This window comes from Williamsia sp. Y853 (assembly GCF_056786495.1).
This window is the reverse complement of the sequence record NZ_JBXCJC010000001.1, coordinates 2,284,233-2,304,925: the sequence shown is the minus strand read 5'-3', so window position 1 is coordinate 2,304,925 and position 20,693 is coordinate 2,284,233. Positions and strand designations below refer to the sequence as shown.

At 63.5% G+C, this 20,693-nt stretch carries 20 protein-coding genes and 1 riboswitch; of the genes, 11 read left to right on the top strand and 9 right to left on the bottom strand.

Going from position 1 to position 20,693, the window contains the following annotated elements:
* Positions 1 to 184: 184 nt before the first annotated feature.
* Both AC1TPF_RS10500 and AC1TPF_RS10495 read left to right on the top strand, forming a co-directional pair.
* Complete coding sequence (locus AC1TPF_RS10500) at positions 185 to 2,452, top strand: carbon starvation CstA family protein (protein WP_482135196.1); 2,268 nt, start codon at positions 185 to 187, stop codon at positions 2,450 to 2,452.
* Positions 2,449 to 2,634 carry a YbdD/YjiX family protein gene (locus AC1TPF_RS10495; protein WP_482135197.1) on the top strand — a complete coding sequence of 62 codons (186 nt, stop codon included), beginning with the start codon at positions 2,449 to 2,451 and terminating at the stop codon, positions 2,632 to 2,634. Before AC1TPF_RS10500 ends, AC1TPF_RS10495 begins: the two co-directional genes overlap by 4 nt.
* 26 nt (positions 2,635 to 2,660) lie before the next feature.
* Here AC1TPF_RS10495 and AC1TPF_RS10490 read toward each other — a convergent pair whose 3' ends face one another.
* The 3 genes from AC1TPF_RS10490 to AC1TPF_RS10480 all read right to left on the bottom strand — a co-directional run bounded on the left by AC1TPF_RS10490 (position 2,661) and on the right by AC1TPF_RS10480 (position 5,559).
* Positions 2,661 to 3,455, bottom strand: a complete 795-nt coding sequence (locus tag AC1TPF_RS10490; RefSeq protein WP_482143759.1) for a CPBP family intramembrane glutamic endopeptidase — start codon at positions 3,453 to 3,455, stop codon at positions 2,661 to 2,663.
* Positions 3,456 to 3,532: 77 nt separating this feature from the next.
* On the bottom strand, positions 3,533 to 4,618 hold the full coding sequence (locus tag AC1TPF_RS10485) for an NADH:flavin oxidoreductase/NADH oxidase (RefSeq protein WP_482143757.1): 1,086 nt from the start codon (positions 4,616 to 4,618) through the stop codon (positions 3,533 to 3,535).
* A complete protein-coding gene (locus tag AC1TPF_RS10480; RefSeq protein ID WP_482143756.1) occupies positions 4,615 to 5,559 on the bottom strand; it encodes an SDR family NAD(P)-dependent oxidoreductase in 945 nt (314 codons plus the stop codon). The genes AC1TPF_RS10485 and AC1TPF_RS10480 overlap by 4 nt, the downstream gene beginning before the upstream one ends.
* Before the next feature lie 118 nt (positions 5,560 to 5,677).
* Here AC1TPF_RS10480 and AC1TPF_RS10475 point away from each other — a divergent pair, with 118 nt between their 5' ends.
* Positions 5,678 to 6,250 carry a TetR/AcrR family transcriptional regulator gene (locus tag AC1TPF_RS10475; protein ID WP_482135201.1) on the top strand — a complete coding sequence of 191 codons (573 nt, stop codon included), beginning with the start codon at positions 5,678 to 5,680 and terminating at the stop codon, positions 6,248 to 6,250.
* Positions 6,251 to 6,285: 35 nt separating this feature from the next.
* Here the strand turns inward: AC1TPF_RS10475 and AC1TPF_RS10470 are convergent, their stop codons facing one another.
* Entirely contained in the window at positions 6,286 to 7,182 is an 897-nt protein-coding gene (locus AC1TPF_RS10470; RefSeq protein WP_482143754.1) for an SDR family NAD(P)-dependent oxidoreductase, read from the bottom strand.
* A gap of 171 nt (positions 7,183 to 7,353) precedes the next feature.
* A riboswitch (guanidine-III (ykkC-III) riboswitch) is annotated at positions 7,354 to 7,421 on the top strand.
* A 21-nt stretch (positions 7,422 to 7,442) separates the two neighbouring features.
* Between AC1TPF_RS10470 and AC1TPF_RS10465 the strand changes: the two genes are divergently transcribed.
* The gene (locus AC1TPF_RS10465; RefSeq protein ID WP_482135203.1) at positions 7,443 to 7,757 is read left to right on the top strand and encodes a DMT family transporter; all 315 of its coding nucleotides are present in this window, start codon (positions 7,443 to 7,445) and stop codon (positions 7,755 to 7,757) included.
* Between the two features lie 25 nt (positions 7,758 to 7,782).
* On the opposite strand, the gene AC1TPF_RS10460 is transcribed toward AC1TPF_RS10465, so the two are convergent.
* Positions 7,783 to 8,403 carry a TetR/AcrR family transcriptional regulator gene (locus AC1TPF_RS10460; RefSeq protein ID WP_482135204.1) on the bottom strand — a complete coding sequence of 207 codons (621 nt, stop codon included), beginning with the start codon at positions 8,401 to 8,403 and terminating at the stop codon, positions 7,783 to 7,785.
* 83 nt (positions 8,404 to 8,486) lie between these two features.
* Here AC1TPF_RS10460 and AC1TPF_RS10455 point away from each other — a divergent pair, with 83 nt between their 5' ends.
* Positions 8,487 to 9,833: a cytochrome P450 gene (locus AC1TPF_RS10455; protein WP_482135205.1), complete on the top strand. Its 1,347-nt coding sequence runs from the start codon at positions 8,487 to 8,489 to the stop codon at positions 9,831 to 9,833.
* Here AC1TPF_RS10455 and AC1TPF_RS10450 read toward each other — a convergent pair whose 3' ends face one another.
* Positions 9,834 to 10,271, bottom strand: coding sequence for a hypothetical protein (locus AC1TPF_RS10450; RefSeq protein ID WP_482143753.1), 438 nt, complete (start codon positions 10,269 to 10,271; stop codon positions 9,834 to 9,836).
* A 241-nt stretch (positions 10,272 to 10,512) separates the two neighbouring features.
* Here AC1TPF_RS10450 and AC1TPF_RS10445 point away from each other — a divergent pair, with 241 nt between their 5' ends.
* Positions 10,513 to 11,925, top strand: a complete 1,413-nt coding sequence (locus tag AC1TPF_RS10445; protein ID WP_482143751.1) for a family 43 glycosylhydrolase — start codon at positions 10,513 to 10,515, stop codon at positions 11,923 to 11,925.
* Positions 11,926 to 11,934: 9 nt separating this feature from the next.
* Here the strand turns inward: AC1TPF_RS10445 and AC1TPF_RS10440 are convergent, their stop codons facing one another.
* Positions 11,935 to 13,944: an MDR family MFS transporter gene (locus tag AC1TPF_RS10440; RefSeq protein WP_482143749.1), complete on the bottom strand. Its 2,010-nt coding sequence runs from the start codon at positions 13,942 to 13,944 to the stop codon at positions 11,935 to 11,937.
* A 242-nt stretch (positions 13,945 to 14,186) separates the two neighbouring features.
* Here AC1TPF_RS10440 and AC1TPF_RS10435 point away from each other — a divergent pair, with 242 nt between their 5' ends.
* From AC1TPF_RS10435 to AC1TPF_RS10415, 5 genes are read left to right on the top strand one after another with little or no spacing between them, the layout of a single operon-like run.
* Positions 14,187 to 15,362, top strand: a complete 1,176-nt coding sequence (locus tag AC1TPF_RS10435; protein WP_482143748.1) for an ABC transporter substrate-binding protein — start codon at positions 14,187 to 14,189, stop codon at positions 15,360 to 15,362.
* Complete coding sequence (locus AC1TPF_RS10430; RefSeq protein ID WP_482143746.1) at positions 15,343 to 16,416, top strand: FecCD family ABC transporter permease; 1,074 nt, start codon at positions 15,343 to 15,345, stop codon at positions 16,414 to 16,416. The genes AC1TPF_RS10435 and AC1TPF_RS10430 overlap by 20 nt, the downstream gene beginning before the upstream one ends.
* Positions 16,409 to 17,200: an ABC transporter ATP-binding protein gene (locus AC1TPF_RS10425; protein WP_482143744.1), complete on the top strand. Its 792-nt coding sequence runs from the start codon at positions 16,409 to 16,411 to the stop codon at positions 17,198 to 17,200. Before AC1TPF_RS10430 ends, AC1TPF_RS10425 begins: the two co-directional genes overlap by 8 nt.
* Positions 17,197 to 17,865 carry a hypothetical protein gene (locus AC1TPF_RS10420; RefSeq protein ID WP_482135212.1) on the top strand — a complete coding sequence of 223 codons (669 nt, stop codon included), beginning with the start codon at positions 17,197 to 17,199 and terminating at the stop codon, positions 17,863 to 17,865. Before AC1TPF_RS10425 ends, AC1TPF_RS10420 begins: the two co-directional genes overlap by 4 nt.
* Entirely contained in the window at positions 17,862 to 18,536 is a 675-nt protein-coding gene (locus AC1TPF_RS10415; protein ID WP_482143742.1) for a hypothetical protein, read from the top strand. Before AC1TPF_RS10420 ends, AC1TPF_RS10415 begins: the two co-directional genes overlap by 4 nt.
* Before the next feature lie 9 nt (positions 18,537 to 18,545).
* On the opposite strand, the gene AC1TPF_RS10410 is transcribed toward AC1TPF_RS10415, so the two are convergent.
* Complete coding sequence (locus AC1TPF_RS10410; protein ID WP_482143741.1) at positions 18,546 to 19,223, bottom strand: response regulator transcription factor; 678 nt, start codon at positions 19,221 to 19,223, stop codon at positions 18,546 to 18,548.
* Positions 19,224 to 19,243: 20 nt separating this feature from the next.
* Entirely contained in the window at positions 19,244 to 20,668 is a 1,425-nt protein-coding gene (locus AC1TPF_RS10405) for a sensor histidine kinase (RefSeq protein ID WP_482143739.1), read from the bottom strand.
* Positions 20,669 to 20,693: the final 25 nt, after the last annotated feature.

Genomic DNA, 20,693 nt, shown 5'->3' with positions numbered 1-20,693 from the left:
GGGCTCAGTCCCGGGACCCACCGACACCCGCGTCGCGGGCGCTCGGCAAGAGCACCATCACCCGATGAGCGCAGCGACCATCGATCGGAAGGGTGAAGATCACTGATCTGGACCGAGCATTGTGTGATGCGCGTCACAATGGGGAGGTAGCCTCCTACCGCCCACAACGCACCCAGGAGTCACGGTGACCGACACCCAGGAACGCCGACCGGACCCAAACATCGATCTGATCCGCACCGACCCCGATCTACCGCCGGTGGCGGTCATCGATCGCAGCCCGATGACAGTCGGAAAGCGGGTCATCTTCGCGGTGATCGCCATCGTCGGCGCGTTCGCCTGGGCGATCATCGCGTTTGTGCGTGGCGAGTCCGTCAACGCCGTCTGGTTTGTCATCGCCGCGATCTGCACGTACATCATCGGCTACCGGTTCTACGCGCGGCTCATCGAGATGAAGATCGTCCGTCCGCGCGATGATCACGCCACCCCGGCCGAGGTCCTCGACAACGCCCAGGATTACATGCCCACCGATCGACGGGTGTTGTTCGGCCACCACTTCGCGGCCATCGCCGGCGCCGGGCCGCTGGTGGGACCGGTGCTGGCGTCGCAGATGGGCTACCTGCCCGGCACCATCTGGATCATCATCGGCGCGGTGCTCGCCGGGTGCGTCCAGGATTACCTGGTGCTCTCGATCTCGGTGCGGCGACGAGGCAGAAGCCTCGGGCAGATGGCCCGCGACGAACTCGGAGATATCGGTGGATTTGCAGCATTGATCGCCGTCTTCGCCATCATGATCATCTTGATCGCGGTGCTGGCCCTGGTGGTTGTCAACGCGTTGGCCGAAAGTCCTTGGGGTGTCTTCTCGATCGCCATGACCATCCCCATCGCACTGTTCATGGGTGTGTATCTGCGCGTTCTGCGGCCGGGCCGGGTGTCAGAGGTCTCGCTGATCGGCTTCGCACTGCTGATACTGGCGATCATCTCAGGACGCTGGGTTGGTGAATCAGGCTGGGGCCGCGACCTTTTCAGCCTTTCACCCGTGGTCCTGAGCTGGTGCATCATCATCTACGGATTCGCCGCGGCGGTGTTGCCCGTCTGGCTGCTGCTGGCACCGCGCGACTACCTGTCGACCTTCATGAAGGTCGGCACGATCGTGCTGCTGGCACTGGGCATCGTGATCGCACGACCGGTGATGCAAGCACCGGCGGTCAGCGAGTTCGCGAGCAACGGTGAGGGTCCGGCTTTTGCCGGAGCGTTGTTCCCGTTCCTCTTCATCACCATCGCGTGCGGCGCACTCTCGGGCTTCCATGCGCTGATCGCCTCGGGGACAACACCGAAGATGCTCGAGAAGGAAAGTCAGGCGCGGATCATCGGATACGGCGGCATGCTGACCGAGTCGTTTGTGGCGATCATGGCGTTGATCACCGCCTGCATCCTCAATCAGCACCTGTACTTCGCGATGAACGCACCGGCGGCGGTCACCGGTGGAACCCCGGAAACCGCTGCGGAATACGTCAACGGCCTGCCGGGCCTGCGGGGTGAACCTGCCACCGCCGCGCAATTGGAGGAAGCGGCCAGAGCAGTCGGCGAACAGTCGATCATCTCCAAGACCGGTGGCGCACCAACACTGGCGATGGGCATGGCCGACACCATGCAGAGTGCGTTCGGTGGAGAATCGTTGCGGTCCTTCTGGTATCACTTCGCGATCATGTTCGAGGCATTGTTCATCCTGACAACCGTGGACGCCGGGACCCGCGTCGCCCGGTTCATGCTCTCGGACGGGCTCAGCAATGTGAAGGGCGGCAAGCGTTTCAAAGATCCTTCGTGGCGTCCCGGCGCCTGGTTGTGCACCCTGATCGTGGTGGGCCTGTGGGGGTCGATCCTGCTGATGGGTGTGACCGATCCCCTCGGCGGCATCAACACCCTATTCCCGCTCTTCGGCATCGCCAACCAGTTGCTGGCTGCAATCGCGTTGACGGTGGTGCTGGTGATCGTGCTCAAACGCGGACTGTTCAAATGGGCGTGGATCCCCGGTGTTCCGCTGGTCTGGGATCTGGTCGTGACCATGACCGCATCGTGGGAGAAGATCTTTTCGAACAATCCGGCCATCGGCTATTGGCAACAGCATCAAGATTTTGTCGATGCGAAGGATTCAGGCCTGACCGTCTTCAAAAACGCGAAAACATCCGGAGAGATCGATGCCGTGATCCGCAATACGTTCATCCAGGGCACGTTGTCGATCGTGTTTGCGGTGCTCGTCCTGATCGTCGTCATTGCGGCAATATTCGTGTCCATCAAGGCGATTCGCAATCGCGGCCTCCCCACCACCGAGGACGAACCGACCGAGTCCAGCATCTTCGCACCCAGCGGGATGATCGCAACACCGGCAGAAAAGGAGGTGCAGCGAGAATGGGACGAGTACCTCAAGGAGAAGCCACCACCAGTGGTTCGATGACGCGGCGCGGCATCCGGGCGGTGCGTTGGTACATCGGGTCGGTCATGGGTGACAACGACTATCAGCGCTACATCGCATACCACCGCTCACGACATCCGGACACGGCGCCGTTGACCGAGCGTGACTACTGGCGACATCGCTACGCCGCGCAGGACAACAATCCGCAAGGCCGCTGCTGCTGATTCGTCGGCGACCGCGAGAACGCCTGCTACGCGGCAGACTTGACCGCGGTACCGTCGCGGCGGGACGGTTCGATGTCGTGCCGTTTGACGAACAAGATGATGGCCAGGATCGGGTACACGAGGATGGGGGCGAAGGCCCCGACGTAGCTCTGCTGGTCCAGGAGGATCGCTGACCCGCTGAGCAGTGCGAAGTCGAAGAGTCCGTGCAGTATCGAGTTGAGGGCGTTGTTGCCCGAGACCCGGCGGGTCAGATAGAAGAAGTAGCCGGCGAAGCTGACCATGATCGCCTGAGGGATCGCGGACGCACCATTGCCGAAGACGTTTGTCAGGTGGACTGCACCGAAGATGAGGCTGGACCACAACGCAACTCGGCCCTCTCGCAGGCCGTGGTTGCGCAGCATGGTCACACCGATACCGCGGAACATACCTTCCTCGCCCCACCCGACGAATTGGGTCGCAACGAGCAGCACAACGATGAACAGCCACCCTTTGTCGGCGAGCGCGCTGTAGTCGATGCCGATCAGGATGGCGACAAGCAGAACGATGGGCACCACCCACACCCAGCGGCTGACCGGGCGGTCGTCCTTGATCACCGGTCGCCACCAACCCAACGCTGCGACAACGGCATACGTGAACGCCAGGGCGAGCCCGAGTGGGATCACCATCGTGAAGACGACCCCGCGGGTGGTCAGGGTGTCGTCCTCGTCACCCCAACCCGCGATGAGTCGGCCACCGAACTGGATGATCACCAGGTACGCGATGACGACGACCGCGAACGCAATGTAGGAAAGTTGTCGCCCGCCGATTCGCGGTGCAGTCATGGGTTTCGGTGTTTTCACTACGCAAGGCTAACGGTGCGCCGCCGATAAACGTCAGGTCCGGTGCTGACCGACCTCGGTCACCGCCACGCACCACGGACGTACTGGGGTGCGTATGGCGCCTGGGCCGTATCGAGGCCGAGTTCGTGCGCGGCGCGCAGGGGCCAGGCCGGCTCGCGCAGGGCGGCGCGGCCCAGCAGGACCGCGTCGGCGGCTTCGGAGGCGAGGATCTTCTCGGCCTGTCCTGGCTCGGTGATCAGACCGACCGCGGCAGTCGGCACCCCCGACTGCTCACGAATGGTCCGGGCAAACGGCACCTGGTAGTCCGGACCCACCGGAATCTGCGCCGCGACGTTGCCGCCCGTCGACGTATCGATGAGGTCCACGCCCCGGGTCTCGAGAATGCTTGCGAGCTCCGCACTGTCCTCGGGTGTCCAGCCGCCCTCGGTCCAATCGGTGGCCGAGAGCCGGACGAACAGCGGCTTGTCCGGCGGCCACACCGCGCGTACCGCCTCGACGACCTCGATCAGAAAACGTGTGCGACCGGCGAAATCGCCGCCGTACATGTCGTCGCGCTTGTTGGACAGCGGTGAGAGGAACTGGTGGATCAGATACCCGTGGGCCGCATGGAGTTCGATGACGTCGAACCCGGCCTCGTCGGCGCGGCGGGCTGCAGCGACGAACGCCTGGACCAGGTCACCGATCCCCTTGTGGCTCAAGGCCTCCGGGGTGTTGTATCCGTCGAACGCGATCGCCGATGGGGCGCTGGTCACCCACCCCCCGTCCGCAGGCGAGATCGACCCACTGGCCTCGGCGAACGGCGCGTAGGTCGACGCCTTGCGTCCGGCGTGCGCGAGCTGCATCCCGATCGTTGATCCCTGATCGTGGACGAAGTCGACGATCCGTCGCCACGCCTCGGTGTGCCGATTGCTCCACATCCCGGCGTCTTGCGGGCTGATCCGGCCGTCAGCGCTCACGGCCGATGCCTCGGTCATGATGAGGCCGAACCCACCGGTTGCCCGGCTGCCCAGGTGGACCAGATGCCAGTCGGTGGGCAGGCCGTCCTCTGCGAAGCAGCTGTACTGACACATCGGCGCCAGCCACACCCGGTTGGCGATCGTCAGTTCGCGAAGTGTGATCGGAGTGAAGAGCGCGGGAAGAGTCATACGCTCCACAACGATCGGGAGTCGTCATCGATTCCGACGGCCGACAGCCGGGTCCACAGTTGCTGCGCGAGTGACACATCCAGGCCGGCGCCGACGAACTCATCGCTCCAGATCCGCTTGTCCGACCGGCGCAGATGCCACCCGATGAGACGTCCGACGTGTGCTTCATCACTCGTCGCGGCGTACAGGATCGGGAGGGCGCCCTCGTCGGCATCTCGGGAGATGGTCGCGTGCGCGAGCGCCATGACCGTCTTCTGCAGGATGCCGGTTGCCGCGTCGTGCATGGGCGTGGTGCTCATGCCGGGATGTGCGATGAAACTGCGGACCGACGACCCCGTCCCACGCAATCGCCGCTCGAGTTCGGCGGCGAAGAGCACGCTCGCAACTTTCGAGCGCACGTACGCACCGTTCGGTGAGTGGTCATGACCGAACGTCAGGTCCCCGAACTCGAGGTCGGCCCGGAACCGGCGATAGAGGTTGGAACCCACGCTTACCACGCGGGCATCATCACCGCGTTCGAGCAGTGGCAACAGCCGGTCGGCCAGAACAAAGTGTCCGACTACGTTGGTGGCGAAGGTGCTCTCGATGCCGTCGACGGTGACCACATGCGGCTGGTTCGCGATGCCCGCGTTGAGGACGAGGACGTCCAGCGGGATGTCGTCATCCAGCATCCGGGCAGCGAATGCGTCCACTGAAGCGAGGTCGGCCAGATCCAGTTCGTCGACCCGGCAGCGCGCTTCCGGGTGCGCAACGCGTACCGCAGCTGCCACCCGCTCCCCTTTGTCGAGATCACGGACCGCCAACACCACTTCTGCCCCGCGTGCCGCGAACTCCCGGACCACGATCGCGCCCAGACCGCTACTGGCTCCGGTGACGATCACTCGCCTGCCGGTCTGGTCGGGCATCTGATCCAGCGTCCAGTGGGTGGTGTTCTCGCTCATCGCTTCTCCTGGTCGTGGAATCGAGATCGAACTGATTCGGATAATTGATCCGCTTCGGCAACATTAGCAGAAGTGGATAGATCATCCGAATGGATTTCTCCTCCGGTACACTCGGCCTGTGGACGACATCCAGCACGCACATCGAGGCGAAGGCCTCCGCGCCGACGCGGTGCGCAATCGCGACGCGTTGCTGGCCGCGGCCCGCCACTGCCTCGCGTGCGGCGACGACACCCTCGCGATGAACGCACTGGCCAAAGACGCCGGAGTCGGGGTCGGGACGGCGTACCGACATTTCCCCAACCGGCAGGTGCTCCTCGAGGCCCTGGCCGTCGACTCCTTCGACAAGCTGGTGCTGATCGCCCGCGAAATCGCCGAGGATCCCGACACCGTGCACGCCTTGGCGCAACTGATCGGATCCGCGATCGAGTTCCAGCTCGACGACCCCGGCCTGGCCGCGGTGCTGGCATCGGAAACCCCCGCCTGCCCGGACACCAAGGAGCTGTTCGGCGAACTGGGACAACTGATTTCGCAGGTTCTCACGCGCGGGGTGCAAGAGGGTGTCATATCGGCGACACTCGATGCGGCCGATATCAAACATCTGATCTGCGGCACCGCGTTTGCGGTCCGGACCGCCGGCCGTGACTCACTGGACAACTACGTCCAGGTGCTCGTCAAAGGGCTACGCGCCTGAACGTCACTGCCGGACATCGACCCCCGCCCGGCACGTCATTCGTCTTGGGCCGAGCCCGCGGTCACCGCCTCGATCGCTTCCCACATCTGCAGCGCCAACTCACGATCGAGGCCGACGCCCCTGATCTCGTCGCTCCAGATCCGCTTGTCACCCCTTCTCAGGTGCCAGCCGATGAACCGGTCGGTCTCGGCCTGCTCGCTGGTCGCGGCGAAAAGGAGCGGCAGGACACCTTCCTCCGGCTCACGCGCCACCGTCGCATGCGCCACCGCCATCGCCGCCCTCGGCAGAACACCGGTCACCGTGTTGTGCATGGGGGTCTTGGTGAACCCCGGGTGTGCAACGAAACTCCTTACCGACGAACCACTTTCGCGTAGTCGCTTCTCGAGTTCGACAGCAAACAACACCGTGGCCACCTTCGCCCTGACGTAGGCACCGTGCGGCGAATGATCATGCTCAAAGGTCAGGTCGCTGAAGTCGACCTCCATCTTGACCCGGCGATAGAGGTTGGAGCCGACGCTGACCACCCGCCCCGCGCTTGCCCGTTCGAGAAGCGGCAACAGTTTGCCGGTCAGCTCAAAATGTCCGACGACGTCGGCCGCGAAGGTGCTCTCGATACCGTCCGCAGTGACGACGTGGGGCTGGTTGCCGATGCCTGCGTTGAGGATGAGACAGTCGATCGGCTTGTCCGAGGGGGTCATTCGATCCGAAAAGGCGCGGACCGACCGCAGGCTGGTCAGATCGATCTGCCCGACCTGCACCCTCGCATCAGATCGCGTCGCCCGAATTGCCTCCGCCACCCGCTGGCCTTTGACGACGTCTCGGACGGCCATCAACACCTCGGCGCCCCGCTTGGACAGCTCCCGGGCCATGATCGCGCCGAGCCCACTGCTGGCACCGGTGATGACCACCCGCTTGCCGGTCTGATCCGGCATCGAACGCAGGTTCCAGTTGCAACAGGTGTCCGGCATCACAGCGCACCCTTCCCGGTGGCAGACGAAATCCGGTGTCCCCCGAATCTAACCTGTTGCGGGGTCGCTGCGGGCAGAAGTCGCCGGTGGTGATCGCGGCCATGGCGCACGCCGCGCAAATGTGGGTATGGTCGATCGGAGATCAACGACGATCAATACCGGACGATCGAAACCGTACCCGGGCAGCGACAAGACGGTACTTCCTCGGGGAGGTCCGAAACGTCATGGCATGGCTCGTATTGATTGCATCCGGTGTGTTCGAAGCAATTTGGGCAACAGCACTGGGCAAGTCCGAAGGGTTCACCCGACTGCAGCCGAGCATCGTCTTCGGGATCGGACTGATCATCTCGATGGCCGGACTCGCGTACGCGATGCGCACACTCCCCATCGGTACGTCTTACGCGATCTGGGTGGGCATCGGCGCCGCCCTCACCGTCGCCTACGCGATGGTCACCGGCACAGAGACCGCGTCTTTACTCAAGATCGCGCTCATCCTGATCATCGTCGGCGCCGTGGTCGGCCTCAAACTGGCGCATTGACCTCGATCGCGCATCGCGGGTGCGTTCAGCCGACCCGGTTGAGCGCCAGTTGGCGGGTGACCACATCGACGATCCGGTCCGGTGTCGCGTTCAAGCCCCCCGACACCCACTCGGCGGTCAGTTCCGCGATCCCGCCGACCAGCAACAGCGCCAAGGGCCGGCGATCCTGCACCGGCACCGCGTCGTCGCCGAAAATCTCCGGAATCCTGGCCGCGAGCAGGCCTGCAAACTCGTTGACGATCGCGCGGCGATGTTCGCGGGTGGCGGCCAGGCCCAGAGACTCGGTGAGCACCACCCGCCCCTTGCGCTGATCTTCGGTCATGATTGCGATGAAAGCGCTTATCGCCGAACGAATCTGCTGCTCGGGCGCGGCATCCGGGTCGTCCGACAAGGCATCCAGGACCGCCGCCCGGACCTCTGAGGCGAGCTCGTCGAGCAGATCGCCCATCAACGCATCGAGTCCACCGAAGCTCTCGTAGAAATACCGCTCACTCAGCCCCGCCGACCGACAGACCGCGGTCATCGTCGCCCGCTCCGCTCCCACGGACGAGACGACCTCCAATGCGGCATCGAGCAATTGCCTGCGCCGACGGCTCACCCGCTCGTGCGCGCTTGCGCCGCCGTACTTTCGCTCTGATACCGCCACCGCACAATGTTGACACCCCACCCCCATGTGATGCACGCTACGTAATCAGGAAGGCATGCCTGTCAGATAGGAAAGTGATTCATATGACCCATCGAACATCGCCCGCGCCGGTCGGCACCAAACCCATCGCCGGTAGTCGCAGCGTGCCGTTTCTGGGGCATTCCTACGCCTATTTCCGCAGGCCACTGGAGTTGATGGACAAGCAATATCGGACCATCGGTCCGGTGTCGGAGCTGTCGTTCCTTGGCCAGAAATGGGCGCTCGTGCTCGGCCCCGACGCCCTCGGGGAAGCCCTGATCAACCGCGACGGCGCACTGGTCAACGGGGCCGGTTGGCGCAGTCTGATCGGTCCGTTCTTCGATCGTGGCCTCATGTTGCTCGACGGCGACGAACATCGCAGCCACCGACGCATCCTGGCGAAGGCGTTCACCCGGGAGCGGTTGGCCGCCTACACCGAACTGATGCAGCCGACGATCGCCGAACACGTACGCACCTTGCCCGAGTCGGAGCACCACCTCGCGTACCCGACCCTCAAGGAACTCACCCTCGACATCGCGACCGAACTGTTCATGGGCGGCGCAGAGGACCTGCAACCCGGGGAGATCGACCGCGTCAACCGGTCGTTCATCGGTTGCGTCCAGGCAGCGACCTCGATCGTGCGCTATCCACTCCCCTTCACCCGCTGGCGCCGGGGCGTCCGTGGCCGGGCAACGCTCGAGGAGTTCTTCGCGAGGTATCTGCCGTCGCGTCGAGAAGGCCTCGGCGACGATGTGTTCAGCGTGTTGTGCCGGGTCGAGGCCGACGGTGAGCGACTGTCGGAACGCGACGTCATCAATCACATGATCTTCCTGATGATGGCCGCCCACGACACCTCCACCAGCACCCTGAGCACGGTCCTCTTCGAACTCGGGAAGCATCCGGAGTGGCAGGAACGCTGCCGCCAGGAATCGATGGCGCTGCAGACCGACTCCCCCAACCCGGACCAGCTCGGCGAACTGCGTTCGGCGACGCTCGTGATCAAAGAGTGTCAACGGTTGATCACCCCGGTCCCGGTGATCGTGCGACGAGCCCGCGCGGACACCATCATCGCGGGCCATCACATCCCCAAGGACACGCCGGTCGCACTGGGTTTGCATCACAACCATCACCTGCCCGAACTATGGACCGATCCGGACCGCTTTGATCCCGAACGCTTTTCAGACGAGCGGCAGGAGGACAAGGCGCACAAGTTCGCGTGGAACCCGTTCGGCGGTGGCGCGCATCGATGCCTCGGTCAGGTGTTCTCGGATCTCGAGGTGCGGTCGGTGCTGCACCACTACCTACTCAACTTCCGGTGGACCGTGCCCGCGGACAGGCCCGCACAACTCAGCTGGGTTTCACTGCCTTATCCGACCGACGGCATGCCGGTCGATCTGCGCCGGATCAGCTGATCACGAGCGGTCTGCGGCCGCTGCAAGCGCCAGGTCGGCCAGGAAGTTGTCGGCGAGGATGCGGACCCGCGTCCACTCCGGCGCCGACTCGAGCGCGTCGAAGGCCACCAGGTGAGAATTGTCCGGCGAGGAGATCTCCGCCAGGAGTCGATCAAGGGACGCCAGATCGCGACCACAGGCCTCGCTGAGCCCCCACGGCATCGAGGTGGTGAGCTCGGTGAACTGCAGGGCGAGTTCGTCGACGCCAACGTCCAGGCGCTCGAGGAACGCGATCTGATCGGCCGCCGGTGATGCCAGGCGGCGAATGACCGATACCAACGCTCTCGTCCGCAGTTCGCCACCGCGCAGGTCCACCGATTCCGGCCGCCACCTATCACCCCCACTGCTCTCGATACGCGTCAGCGAATCAAAGCCTTGGGGGCCATCCCCTTCGAACATTAGTGACCATCCTCCGGCGGTTGGCGATCCCTCAGATGAATTAGCTATGCGCTGCATTCTTTACCAAAGTGTGCCATCTTGTCACCCGCACAGCGAAGGGGGCCACAAAAACGCCCGGACATCTCGGACTTCGCACGTTTTGATCACAGCCCGGCCTCATCGGGCGTCGCAAACTCTCAAGTTCGGGTTCAGACTTATATGTTTGCCGGGACCTGCGCATCGCGCGCTGAAGAGGAGCACCATGCACAAGTCCGGGCACGTAGGTATCTCGATTCGCGCTCGGCAAGCTGTGGTGGTGGCGATCGCAGCCCTTCTCGCCCTGGTATTGATGCCGGTCTCCCCGGCAAGCGCACAGTCCATCGTCCAACCGGTTGCCGCCGATCCGAGCGTGATCCGCGCCGACGACGGCCGGTACTACATGTACGCAACCGCCGATGACTGGGGCGACGGTCAAGGCGCACACAACATGACGATGTTCACCTCGTTCGACCTCGTCGACTGGGCCTACGTCGGCGACGTCTTTCCAACCGCGCCCTCGTGGCATCCCCCCGGCAACCTGGGCTGGGCTCCGTCGATACACAAGTCAGGCGGCACGTACACGCTGTACTACTCGCTGTATGACGTGACCAATCCGTGTATCGGCATGGCCACCTCCGAATCCCCGATCGGGCCATGGGCCGATCTCGGCCGACCCGTGTTCTGCGCGAATGATGTCGGCATCAAGGGCACCATCGACCCGTTCCTGTGGGACGACGGAACGTCGAAGACGTTGTTTGTCGGAAACTTTCACGGCATCTACGGTGTCCCGCTGAACGCCGACGGGACCGCACCGTCAGGCACTCCGATCAAGGTCGCCGACGAGCGTTTCGAAGGTCCCGAAATCGTCTTCCACGATGGCTACTACTACCTCTTCGTCTCGGCAGGCAACTGCTGCAACGGCGCCGACACCGCGTACCGGGTCCTGGCCGGCCGGTCCCAATCGCCGGCGGGCCCCTATCTCGACCGCAAGGGCGACGACCTCAACACCGGCGGCGGTGCTCTCCTGCTCGCCGGAAACCAGGCCTGGGCCGGACCCGGGCACAACTCCGTCGTCACCGACGACGGCGGTACCGATTGGATGATCTACCACGCGGTGCCACGCGCGGATCTGAAACTGCCCAGTGGCGCTCAGCGGCGCGAGGGCATGATCGACCGCGTCGTGTGGGCGAACGGATGGCCCGAGGTCGGCGACGGTTCGCCGAACTCCACCGGGCCGGCATCGCCGGACGTTAAACTTCCCGTCCGCGTGACACTCACGCCGCAAACCCCCACCCGACTGCCCGAGGCCGGTGGCCCGGTCAACGCCAAGCTGATGATCACCGCACCTGCCGACCAGGCCTACACGGGGCGGGTCTGGGTCAACGTCCTGACTCCGGGCGGTACCACTGCGACAACGATTTTCGGCCCCGAGACCGTCGACGTCCCGGCCGGCCAGACCATCGAAAGGGCGATCTCCTACACGGTGCCTGCGGAATCCCCCGGCGGCATCTACGGCGTGTTCGGCTTTGCCGGCCCGACTGTCGAGGCACCTGCGGAGATGGGGACGATCACCCTGGTGAAGGACGGGCAGGCCCTGCCTCCGAACCCGGGCGGGACGAACTCCTCGCTCGCCTGACGGCGCGGCTCAAGCGGGTGCATGTTCAGGTTCAGGTGCCTCGGCTTGCAGGCGCCGGGCTATCTCGTCGAGCAACTCGCCGACGTCCGCGTTCTCGCCACCCGGATAGTCGGCAACGAACTCCGCAAGTCGTTGCCGCTGCGCCGCCAACAGTCTTTCGGCTTCCTTCAACCCGGCCGGGGTGATCACCGCCAGGCCGTGGCCCACGGTGATCAGTCCGCGTTCCTCCAGATGACGCGCTGTCTCCTCGACCTTGGGCAGCGGGGTCTGCGAGACCTCGGACATCGAACGGATGTCGCGGGTACCTTCCTCTGCGACCCTGCTGACCATCCACGCCTCGCCGCGCGACAGCGGGCTGTTCGCGGCATCGACCACCACCTCCCACGCCCGCAGCTTGTCCTCACGGGCGAGTGTGCGCCAGATCTGCAGCCGCAACTCCTCCAGGGATGATCTCTCACCGGACATGCCGAACGATGTCCCGGCATCCGGCATCTTGGTGACCTCACGCAGTGGAACCTCGGGCAACAGCCAGGAGAGCGCAAACGCCAGCGCGCCGATCGGAACGGCCACGATGAACACCGTTCCGAACGCGTCGGTATAGCCATCCAGGAACCAATTCTGAACGCCTGGTGGACAACTGCGCAGCGCCGACGACGATGCTTCCAGAACCTCTCCCGAACATCGGCCCACGGCACCTTCGGGCGAGCTGCCTGCCAGCTCCGAACTCAATCGGGAGTTGAAGACCGCGCCGAAAACGGCCACACCGACCGCTGCGCCGATCGTGCGGAAGAACGTCGCGCCGCTGGTCCCGGTCCCGAGATCTCGATATTCGATCCCGTTCTGAACTGCGAGGATCAAGACCTGCATCACCATGCCGAGGCCGAGACCGAGCACGAACAGGTACAGCGCGATCGCGATATCCGATGACGAACGCTCCATCGTGGACAGCAGGTACAGACCAACGGTGAAGACGGCGGTGCCGAGGATCGGGAACACCTTGTAACGTCCCGTCCTACTGATGATCTGACCGCTGCCGATCGAGGTGATCAACAAGCCGATCATCATCGGGATCATGTTCAGACCCGACTCGGTCGGCGATTCCCCACGCACGGTCTGCAGGAACAACGGCATGAACGTGATGGCTCCGAACATCGCGAACCCGACCACGAAGCTCACCGATGACGCCACCGCGAACACCCGGTTGGCGAACAGCCGCAGTGGGATCACCGGCTCCGTCGCGTACTTCTCGACATACACAAACGCCGCAATACACACAACTCCGAGTGCGCTGAGCCCCAGTATCAGCGCCGATGTCCAACCCCAGCGGTCACCGAAACTGGTCACCAGCACGATGGAGGTCGCGGCAGCAGCGAGCAGGAACACCCCGAGATAATCGATCTTCGGTTTGACCTGCGCTGTCGTGTTCGGCAGGACGAAGAAGACCGCAACCAGAGCGATCGCGCCGATCGGCAGGTTGACGTAGAAGACCCACCGCCAGCTGAGACTGTCGACGAAAAAGCCGCCGAGCAATGGTCCGGCGACACTGGCCAATCCGAAGACCGCGCCGAACATGCCCTGATAGCGGCCACGTTCACGCGCAGAGACCACATCACCAATGATGGCCTGCGCCAGCACAATCAGGCCGCCGCCGCCGACACCCTGCAGTGCCCGGAAGCCGATCAGCTGCCACATGGAGCCGGCGAGACCACACAGAGCCGAACCGACCAGGAAGATCACCACGCAGAGGATGAACAGAGGCTTGCGTCCGAGCAGGTCTCCGAGCTTGCCCCACAGCGGTGTGGTCACGGTGGTGGCGAGCATGTACGCGGTCACGACCCAGGTGAGGTGGTCGGCTCCACCGAGATCATTGACGATTGTCGGCAGCGCGGTCGACACGATTGTCTGGTCAAGCGCCGCCAGGAGCATCGCCAACATCAGTCCGCCAAAGATCGCGTAGATCTTCCGCTTCTCGAGTTCACCAGTGGGCGCGTCCGCGTCCGCACTCTTGGCTTCGGTCATGTTCCGGTCCTGTCCTCGTCGACCCGGTATTGACCTCTTGAGTCTCGCAGGTAGCCGCGGCGCATATGCCAGAAAACCGATTCCAAACCCGGTACCGGACCAACGGCGTCGAACCCCCACTTGTCCCTGCGGCCCCCAACCAGTAGCGTAGGCTCACCTAAGTTATGGTTGCCTAACAACTGCTGGGTTGCCCCAGCCCCACCACGGTAAATGCCGCGGGGACAACACGTTCCGGAGAACAAATGCGCCTGTCGGAGAACACTCCCAGTTTGGGCGGCGCGATGTCGCGTCGCCAGATGATCAAATCGCTGGGTGTGGCGGCCACCGCACTCGCGGCCTTCGGCGCGACGGCTGCATGCTCCAATCGGACACCGGTCAACGAGGCCGCGGCCTCGAGTGGCGCGGGCGGGCCCTTCACACCCTTCACGGTGGTCGATCAGTACCAGAACACCATCGCCTTCGACACCCCGGTCGGACGCATCGTCTCGATCATCATCCCGGTGCCGTCCATGATCGCCGGTTCCGATCAGTCGATCGCCCGCAACGTGGGTGTGAACTCGAGCGCGATCGCGTTGGCCAAGAACGGCATGCTCGCCACCATGTTCCCCGGATTCCTCGACACACCAGTGGTTTCCGGCCCCGACTTCGTTCCCAACGTCGAGCAGGTGCTCTCGCTCAACCCGGACGTGGTGATCCAGTGGGGCGACAAAGGCGATGACATCGTGGCGCCGCTGCGCAATGCCGGGCTCAAGGTCATCCTGCTCAAATACGGCACCCAGGAAGACCTCGAGGCCTGGATCAACATCTTCGGCGACCTAATCGACAAGAAGCCGCAGGCCCAGGCGATCCTCGCGGCCATGGCCACCGACCGCAAGACCGTCGAGTCCATCGCCGCTGCGAACACCGCCAAAGCGCCTCGCGTCATGTACTTCTACAACACACCCGAGACCAAGGTGTCGGCAGACAACACCTACATGGACTTCTGGATCACCTTGGCCGGCGGAAAGAACGTCGCCCTCGGAGCCGGCAAGGGCACCAGCGTCGCCGTCACCAAGGAACAGATCCTGACCTGGGATCCGGAGATCGTCGTCCTCGGCAACTTCGACCCCACAACACCCCAGGACATCTACAACGATTCCACCTGGGCGTCGCTGACGGCGGTCAAGAACAAGCGCGTCTACAAGGCACCCATCGGCGGCTTCTCATGGGACCCGCCATGCAACGAGTCGAACCTGATGTGGCTGTGGGTGGCTCAGGTCTTCTACCCCGACACCGATCTCGACCTGGACCTCCGCGCCCGTATTCGCGAAACATACAAGTCGCTCTACGCATTCGACGTGTCCGAAACCCAGATCGACGGCATCTTGCACCTGGAGAAGAATTCGGTGAGCACGGGCTATGACACGTTCCACGCTTGAGGCCCGAGCTCCTGAATTCATACCGAATAGGGCGCGCAATCTCAACACCTTCGTGGTACCGGTTGTCCTGACCGTCGGCCTCATCACTGTTGCGCTGGCCGCACTTGCACTGGGCCGCTACACAATTCCGGTCAATGAGGTCGCGCGCATCATGATCAATGAGGTCGTCCCGCTGGATCAGACGTGGACCGCGGTCGAGGAACAGGTTGTCCTGGGCGTTCGATTCCCGCGCCTGCTCCTGGGGATGCTGGTCGGAGGTGGACTGGCACTGGGCGGTTCGGCACTACAGGCCGTATTCCGCAATCCCCTGGTCAGTCCGCAGGTACTCGGCGTCTCGTCGGGTGCATCATTCGGCGGCGTCCTGGTGATCATGCTCGGCCTGGGTTCGGTGTTTCTCGTCGGTGGCGCATTCCTGTTCGGCATGGCCGCGTTGATGATGGTCATGGCGATCGGGAAAACCCGCACGGGCAGTTCCGTTCTCATGATCGTGCTCGGCGGCGTGGTGACCAGTGCATTCTTCGCAGCGCTCGTCTCGCTGGTCACCTACCTCGCCGACCCCTACAGCACACTACCGTCAATTGTGTTCTGGCTCATGGGATCACTGGCCACCGCCGATATGGGCAAGGTGGTCATCGCGGCCATCCCGATCCTGCTCGGCAGCACGGTCATCCTCGGCTTGCGATGGCGCGTGAACGTGCTCTCACTGGGCGACGACGACGCCGAAACACTCGGGGTCAATCCACACCGGATGCGCATGCTGCTGCTGGTCATGGTTGCCCTGATGACCGCGGGCGCGGTGGCAGTCTCCGGCGTCATCGGATGGGTCGGACTGGTCATCCCCCACCTGGCCCGGCTCTGGGTCGGACCCGATCACCGGATCTCCATGCCGACAACCTTTGTGCTCGGCGCCGCATACCTGACGATCATCGACACACTGTCACGCACCATCAGCCCCAGCGAAATCCCCCTGGGGATCCTCACCGCGGTCATCGGTGCGCCGGTCTTTGTTGTCCTCCTCCGCAAATCGAACAGGCAGGCATTCATCAGTGCTTGAGCTACAAGATCTCGGATTTCACTACCCCCAGCAAGATTGGGTGTTCCGTCATACCAATGTGTCCATCGCGTCCGGTGCGATCACCTCGATCCTGGGTCCCAACGGCAAGGGAAAGACCACGCTGCTCCGGTGCATCGCCGGTCTCGCCCGCCCGCAGGAGGGCAGCGTGGTCCGTGATGCGAATATCGGATACGTACCGCAGGCGACACTGTCGAATGTCGGATACACGGTCTTCGACATGGTGCTGATGGGGTGCGCCAAGAAGGTGTCGGTATTCGGCACGCCCAGCAAGGCTGATCTGGCGCTGACCAGCCAATCCCTACAACGGGTTGGGATCGAGCACCTCGCCGACTTGAGCTTCGCCGAATTATCTGGCGGACAACGACAATTGGTACTCATCGCGCGCGCCCTGACCACCGGGTGCACTTTCATGATCCTCGACGAGCCGGTCTCCGCGCTCGATCTGAACAACCAAGCCCGGGTTCTGCAACTGCTTCGCGAACTCGCGACAGAAGGAATGGGGATTCTGCTGACCACCCATCACCCCGACCATGCGCTGCATCTGAGCGGCGACGCCATCGTGATGTACAGCGCCGAAGAGATCGAACTCGGCACCGTGGAAGATCTGGTGACCGGCGAAAACCTCTCGCGGCTCTACGACATCGACGTCGCGACCGAGACCATCATCGACCGGGGCAACCCGCGGACGGTGGTGTACACCCGCTACGACAACATCGCGGTGGCCGACAATGGCCACCGCACCAAGGAAAGTGCACTGCAATGACAGCCGAAAGTCTGACGGCCCCTGATTTTTCAGCCGATTCCGACGCCCTGACCACCACCCCCGTCCTACATCTGGTGATGGGATCCAATACCGGGATGTCGGGGGGACCCACCACCTCCGGACTGACGTCCAACATCGACATCTACTCACTGGGATCGGTCGACCTGAGTTCGGTACGCGGACTGATCATCAACGGCAACTGCGATCAGATCTTCCTCGAACGCAAGCGGGACATCCTGATCGACTTCGTCACCACCGGCGGCCGCGTTGCCGTGATGGGCCATCCACTGACCGATTTCCTTCCCGGACTCGGACAATGGCGCAAGTTTGAATATTCCGGCCCGAAAGACCTCGCGATCCACGCCGGTACCCCCCATCCGGTCTGGGCAGGTGTGGACACTGCCGACCTGAGCTTCCGGCGAGAGGTGTCCGGATTCTACGGTCGCGGATACAGCCAGAAACTGCCGGAAGGTGCGATCGTCACGAACTTCATCGGCAGGCACCTCCTTCCGGTCGACTACGTGTACCCACTCGGCGACGGCGAGGTCCTGGTCCACGGCGGCATCGATCTCGCTGTCTACCAGGATGATCCGAACACATCGTCGCGTGTGTTCGGTCAACTGCTGACCTGGCTTGCCCGACTTGATGGAAAGGACAACCGATGACCACCGTCGAACCCTTCAACCGCACTGACCGCGCTCCCCTGTCGACCGGCACGCTGGCGATCGTCCACGGCGGATCCCATTTCCATCTGCAGACGATCAAAGACCCGGCGGTCAAGGCTTTTCAGCCGGAATTCCATTATCTACCGGACATCAAGCCAGGCGACCTCGACGGCGTCACCACGCTGATCCTGGCCGACCGTCTGCATCCGGAACTCCTGCGGGCGCACGCCGACGAGTTCTTGGCCGTCGCACAACGTGGCGGAACCCTCGTGGTCCTCGGTGAGAATGCCGCGCACACATGGTTGCCCGGTGTCTCGTGGAGTCCGCGCCCCACCAACTTCTGGTGGTGGCGCACGGGTGAAGATCCGTTGATCCGTACCCGCAGCCAAGACCACGAGGCGTGGAAGTTCCTGACCACCAAGGCGGTGATCTGGCACCACCACGGACTGCTGCACACCGATGCCGATGTGGTGCCGCTACTGGTCTCCGAAGAACCCGATGCACAAGGTGATTCACACGACGCCGGGATGATGCTCTTCGAGGACACCACCTCCACCCGCGGCCGCATCATCGCCACCACGTTGGATCCGACCTACCACCACGGCAACAACTTCATGCCTGGCTCGACGCGGTTCCTGTACGCCCTGCTGCGCTGGGTCGACCGCACCTGATCGGTGTCCTCATTCACCGGATGCGGAGAGTCGATACCCGACACCCCGAACTGTTTGAATTGACTTGCAGCCGAACGGCGTATCGATTCGACGTCGCAGATACCCGGCGTAGACCTCCACCACGTTCTCATCGCCCCGATAGTTGACGTCCCACGCCGCCTGCAGGATCTCCGCTTTGCTCACCACCGAACCCCTGTTCCGCATGAGGAACTCGAGCATCGAGAACTCTCGCGGCGTCAGCGTGATCTCGGTGTCGCCGCGTCTGACCACATGTGCGGCCGGATCGAGTGACAGGGTGCCCGCTGCAAGCACGGTGGGGCGTTCCGGCGCCCCCCGCCGAACGAGGGCACGCAGCCGCGCCACCAGGACCGCGACGGAGAACGGTTTGACGATGTAGTCGTCGGCGCCGAGGTCGAAGGCATCGACCTGGTCGTACTCCCCGTCTTTGGCGGTGAGCATCAGTACCGGAGTCCACACGGATTCTCCACGGAGGCGGCGCACCAGTTCATAACCGTTGAGTCTGGGCATCATGATGTCGCAGACCACCGCATCGTAGGTGCCCTGCATCGCCAGCGCGAGACCGTCTTCGCCGTTGTGGGCCACCTCGACAACCCAGCCTTCGGCGACCAATGTCCGCCGAAGTGTCTCGGCGCCGTTGCGATCATCTTCGACCACGAGCACTCGCATGTCTTCGTCTCCTGATTCGGCTAGAACGACTCCGGGGCCGCGGGCCAATAACGGTCTGGACGGTCGATGTCGAGGGCAATGGTCACCGTGGTGCCGCCCCCGGCGGTATCGCTGATCTCGACGGTCCCATGGTGCGCGCGGACGATCTCGTCGACGATCGCGAGCCCAAGCCCGCTTCCACCACGCGACCGATCCCGATCGGTATCGAGCCGGACGAACCGATCGAACACGGTGGCCTTGTCCGAATCCGGGATACCGGGTCCGTCGTCGATGATTCTCAGCAGACCCCGACAAGACTTCTCATCGATCTCCATCTCGAAGCGGACCACCCCGTCGGCGTGCCGGGCAGCGTTGTCGGCGATGTTGCGCACCGCGCGGGTCAGCTTGTCGGCGTCACCGCAAACCCTGATGGGCGTGATGTCGACCTGCACATCAAGTGAGGTGAGAGCTTCCAGCCGGGAAGCTTCGGCGTCCACGATCTCGTCAAGATCAACGTCTTCGGCACTGACCGGGACGCCGTATTCGTCGGATCGGGCCAGCAACAACAGATCGTCGACCATCTGAGAAAGCCGTCTCGCCTCGGGCAGCAAGATGTCTTCCACGGTGTCCGGATCTATCGAATTACCCGTGGTCCGTGAGAGATCGAGTAGGCCAACCAGCGTCATCAACGGACTACGCAATTCGTGAGAGGCGTCGCCGATGAACCGGAGCTGCTGCTGTCTGGCGTCCTCGAGACCACCGAGCATGTCGTTCATCGTCGTCGCCAAGGTCGAGATCTCATCCCTGGTACCCGGAACCCGCACTCGTTTGCGCAGATCGGTACTGGTGATGGCGGCGACCTGCGCCCTGATCTCTTCGACGGGGCGAAGGGTTCGGCCGACCAGATAGTAAGTCGCAACGCCGATCAACAACAAGAGGAACGGAAACACCAGGCACAGCAGAATTGCCACGGTTGCCAGAACCTTGTGGATCGGACCTTCGGCCGCACCGACCACCACGGTCACGTCACCACTGCCGGACGCGACACCCATCGCCGTGACCCGATATTCGGCATCGCGCCCCGGAAAGGTCACACCGTCGGCGGTGCGGCGGACGTCGACGGCCAGCGGCGAGACCAGCGGCACGTGCGGAGTGCCGGGACTGGCCGCGACCACCCGCCCGCTGCTGTCGATCACCTGGATGACGTCCAGGTTCTCGGTCGGCAGAAGGACCGACTCGTCCAAGCCCGCAAGGCCTTCGTCCTCGATGGTGGTTGCGACTTCATGTGCGCGTGCCGACGTCGCGGAATCTGCGGAGTTCAGCAGCGTTTGATAGAGGACGAACAGCAGGATGGCAGCTGCCAATGCCAGAGCGAGCGCCAGCAATGTGGTGGCCAGGATGGTCAGCCGACCCCGAACGCTGGCCACAGCGGATGCGGTCCAACCGAAGATCCGCCGGGCATCCATTCCCGAAATCTATACGTGCAGCGGT

Coding starts and splice junctions, on each gene's coding strand:
- AC1TPF_RS10430 (WP_482143746.1), top strand. CDS start 15,343: ATGACACGTTCCACGCTTGAGGCCCGAGCTCCTGAATTCATACCGAAT.
- AC1TPF_RS10495 (WP_482135197.1), top strand. CDS start 2,449: ATGACGCGGCGCGGCATCCGGGCGGTGCGTTGGTACATCGGGTCGGTC.
- AC1TPF_RS10470 (WP_482143754.1), bottom strand. CDS start 7,182: ATGCCGGATCAGACCGGCAAGCGGGTGGTCATCACCGGTGCCAGCAGT.
- AC1TPF_RS10435 (WP_482143748.1), top strand. CDS start 14,187: ATGCGCCTGTCGGAGAACACTCCCAGTTTGGGCGGCGCGATGTCGCGT.
- AC1TPF_RS10465 (WP_482135203.1), top strand. CDS start 7,443: ATGGCATGGCTCGTATTGATTGCATCCGGTGTGTTCGAAGCAATTTGG.
- AC1TPF_RS10445 (WP_482143751.1), top strand. CDS start 10,513: ATGCACAAGTCCGGGCACGTAGGTATCTCGATTCGCGCTCGGCAAGCT.
- AC1TPF_RS10450 (WP_482143753.1), bottom strand. CDS start 10,271: ATGTTCGAAGGGGATGGCCCCCAAGGCTTTGATTCGCTGACGCGTATC.
- AC1TPF_RS10420 (WP_482135212.1), top strand. CDS start 17,197: ATGACAGCCGAAAGTCTGACGGCCCCTGATTTTTCAGCCGATTCCGAC.
- AC1TPF_RS10480 (WP_482143756.1), bottom strand. CDS start 5,559: ATGAGCGAGAACACCACCCACTGGACGCTGGATCAGATGCCCGACCAG.
- AC1TPF_RS10485 (WP_482143757.1), bottom strand. CDS start 4,618: ATGACTCTTCCCGCGCTCTTCACTCCGATCACACTTCGCGAACTGACG.
- AC1TPF_RS10405 (WP_482143739.1), bottom strand. CDS start 20,668: ATGGATGCCCGGCGGATCTTCGGTTGGACCGCATCCGCTGTGGCCAGC.
- AC1TPF_RS10440 (WP_482143749.1), bottom strand. CDS start 13,944: ATGACCGAAGCCAAGAGTGCGGACGCGGACGCGCCCACTGGTGAACTC.
- AC1TPF_RS10455 (WP_482135205.1), top strand. CDS start 8,487: ATGACCCATCGAACATCGCCCGCGCCGGTCGGCACCAAACCCATCGCC.
- AC1TPF_RS10415 (WP_482143742.1), top strand. CDS start 17,862: ATGACCACCGTCGAACCCTTCAACCGCACTGACCGCGCTCCCCTGTCG.
- AC1TPF_RS10490 (WP_482143759.1), bottom strand. CDS start 3,455: ATGACTGCACCGCGAATCGGCGGGCGACAACTTTCCTACATTGCGTTC.
- AC1TPF_RS10410 (WP_482143741.1), bottom strand. CDS start 19,223: ATGCGAGTGCTCGTGGTCGAAGATGATCGCAACGGCGCCGAGACACTT.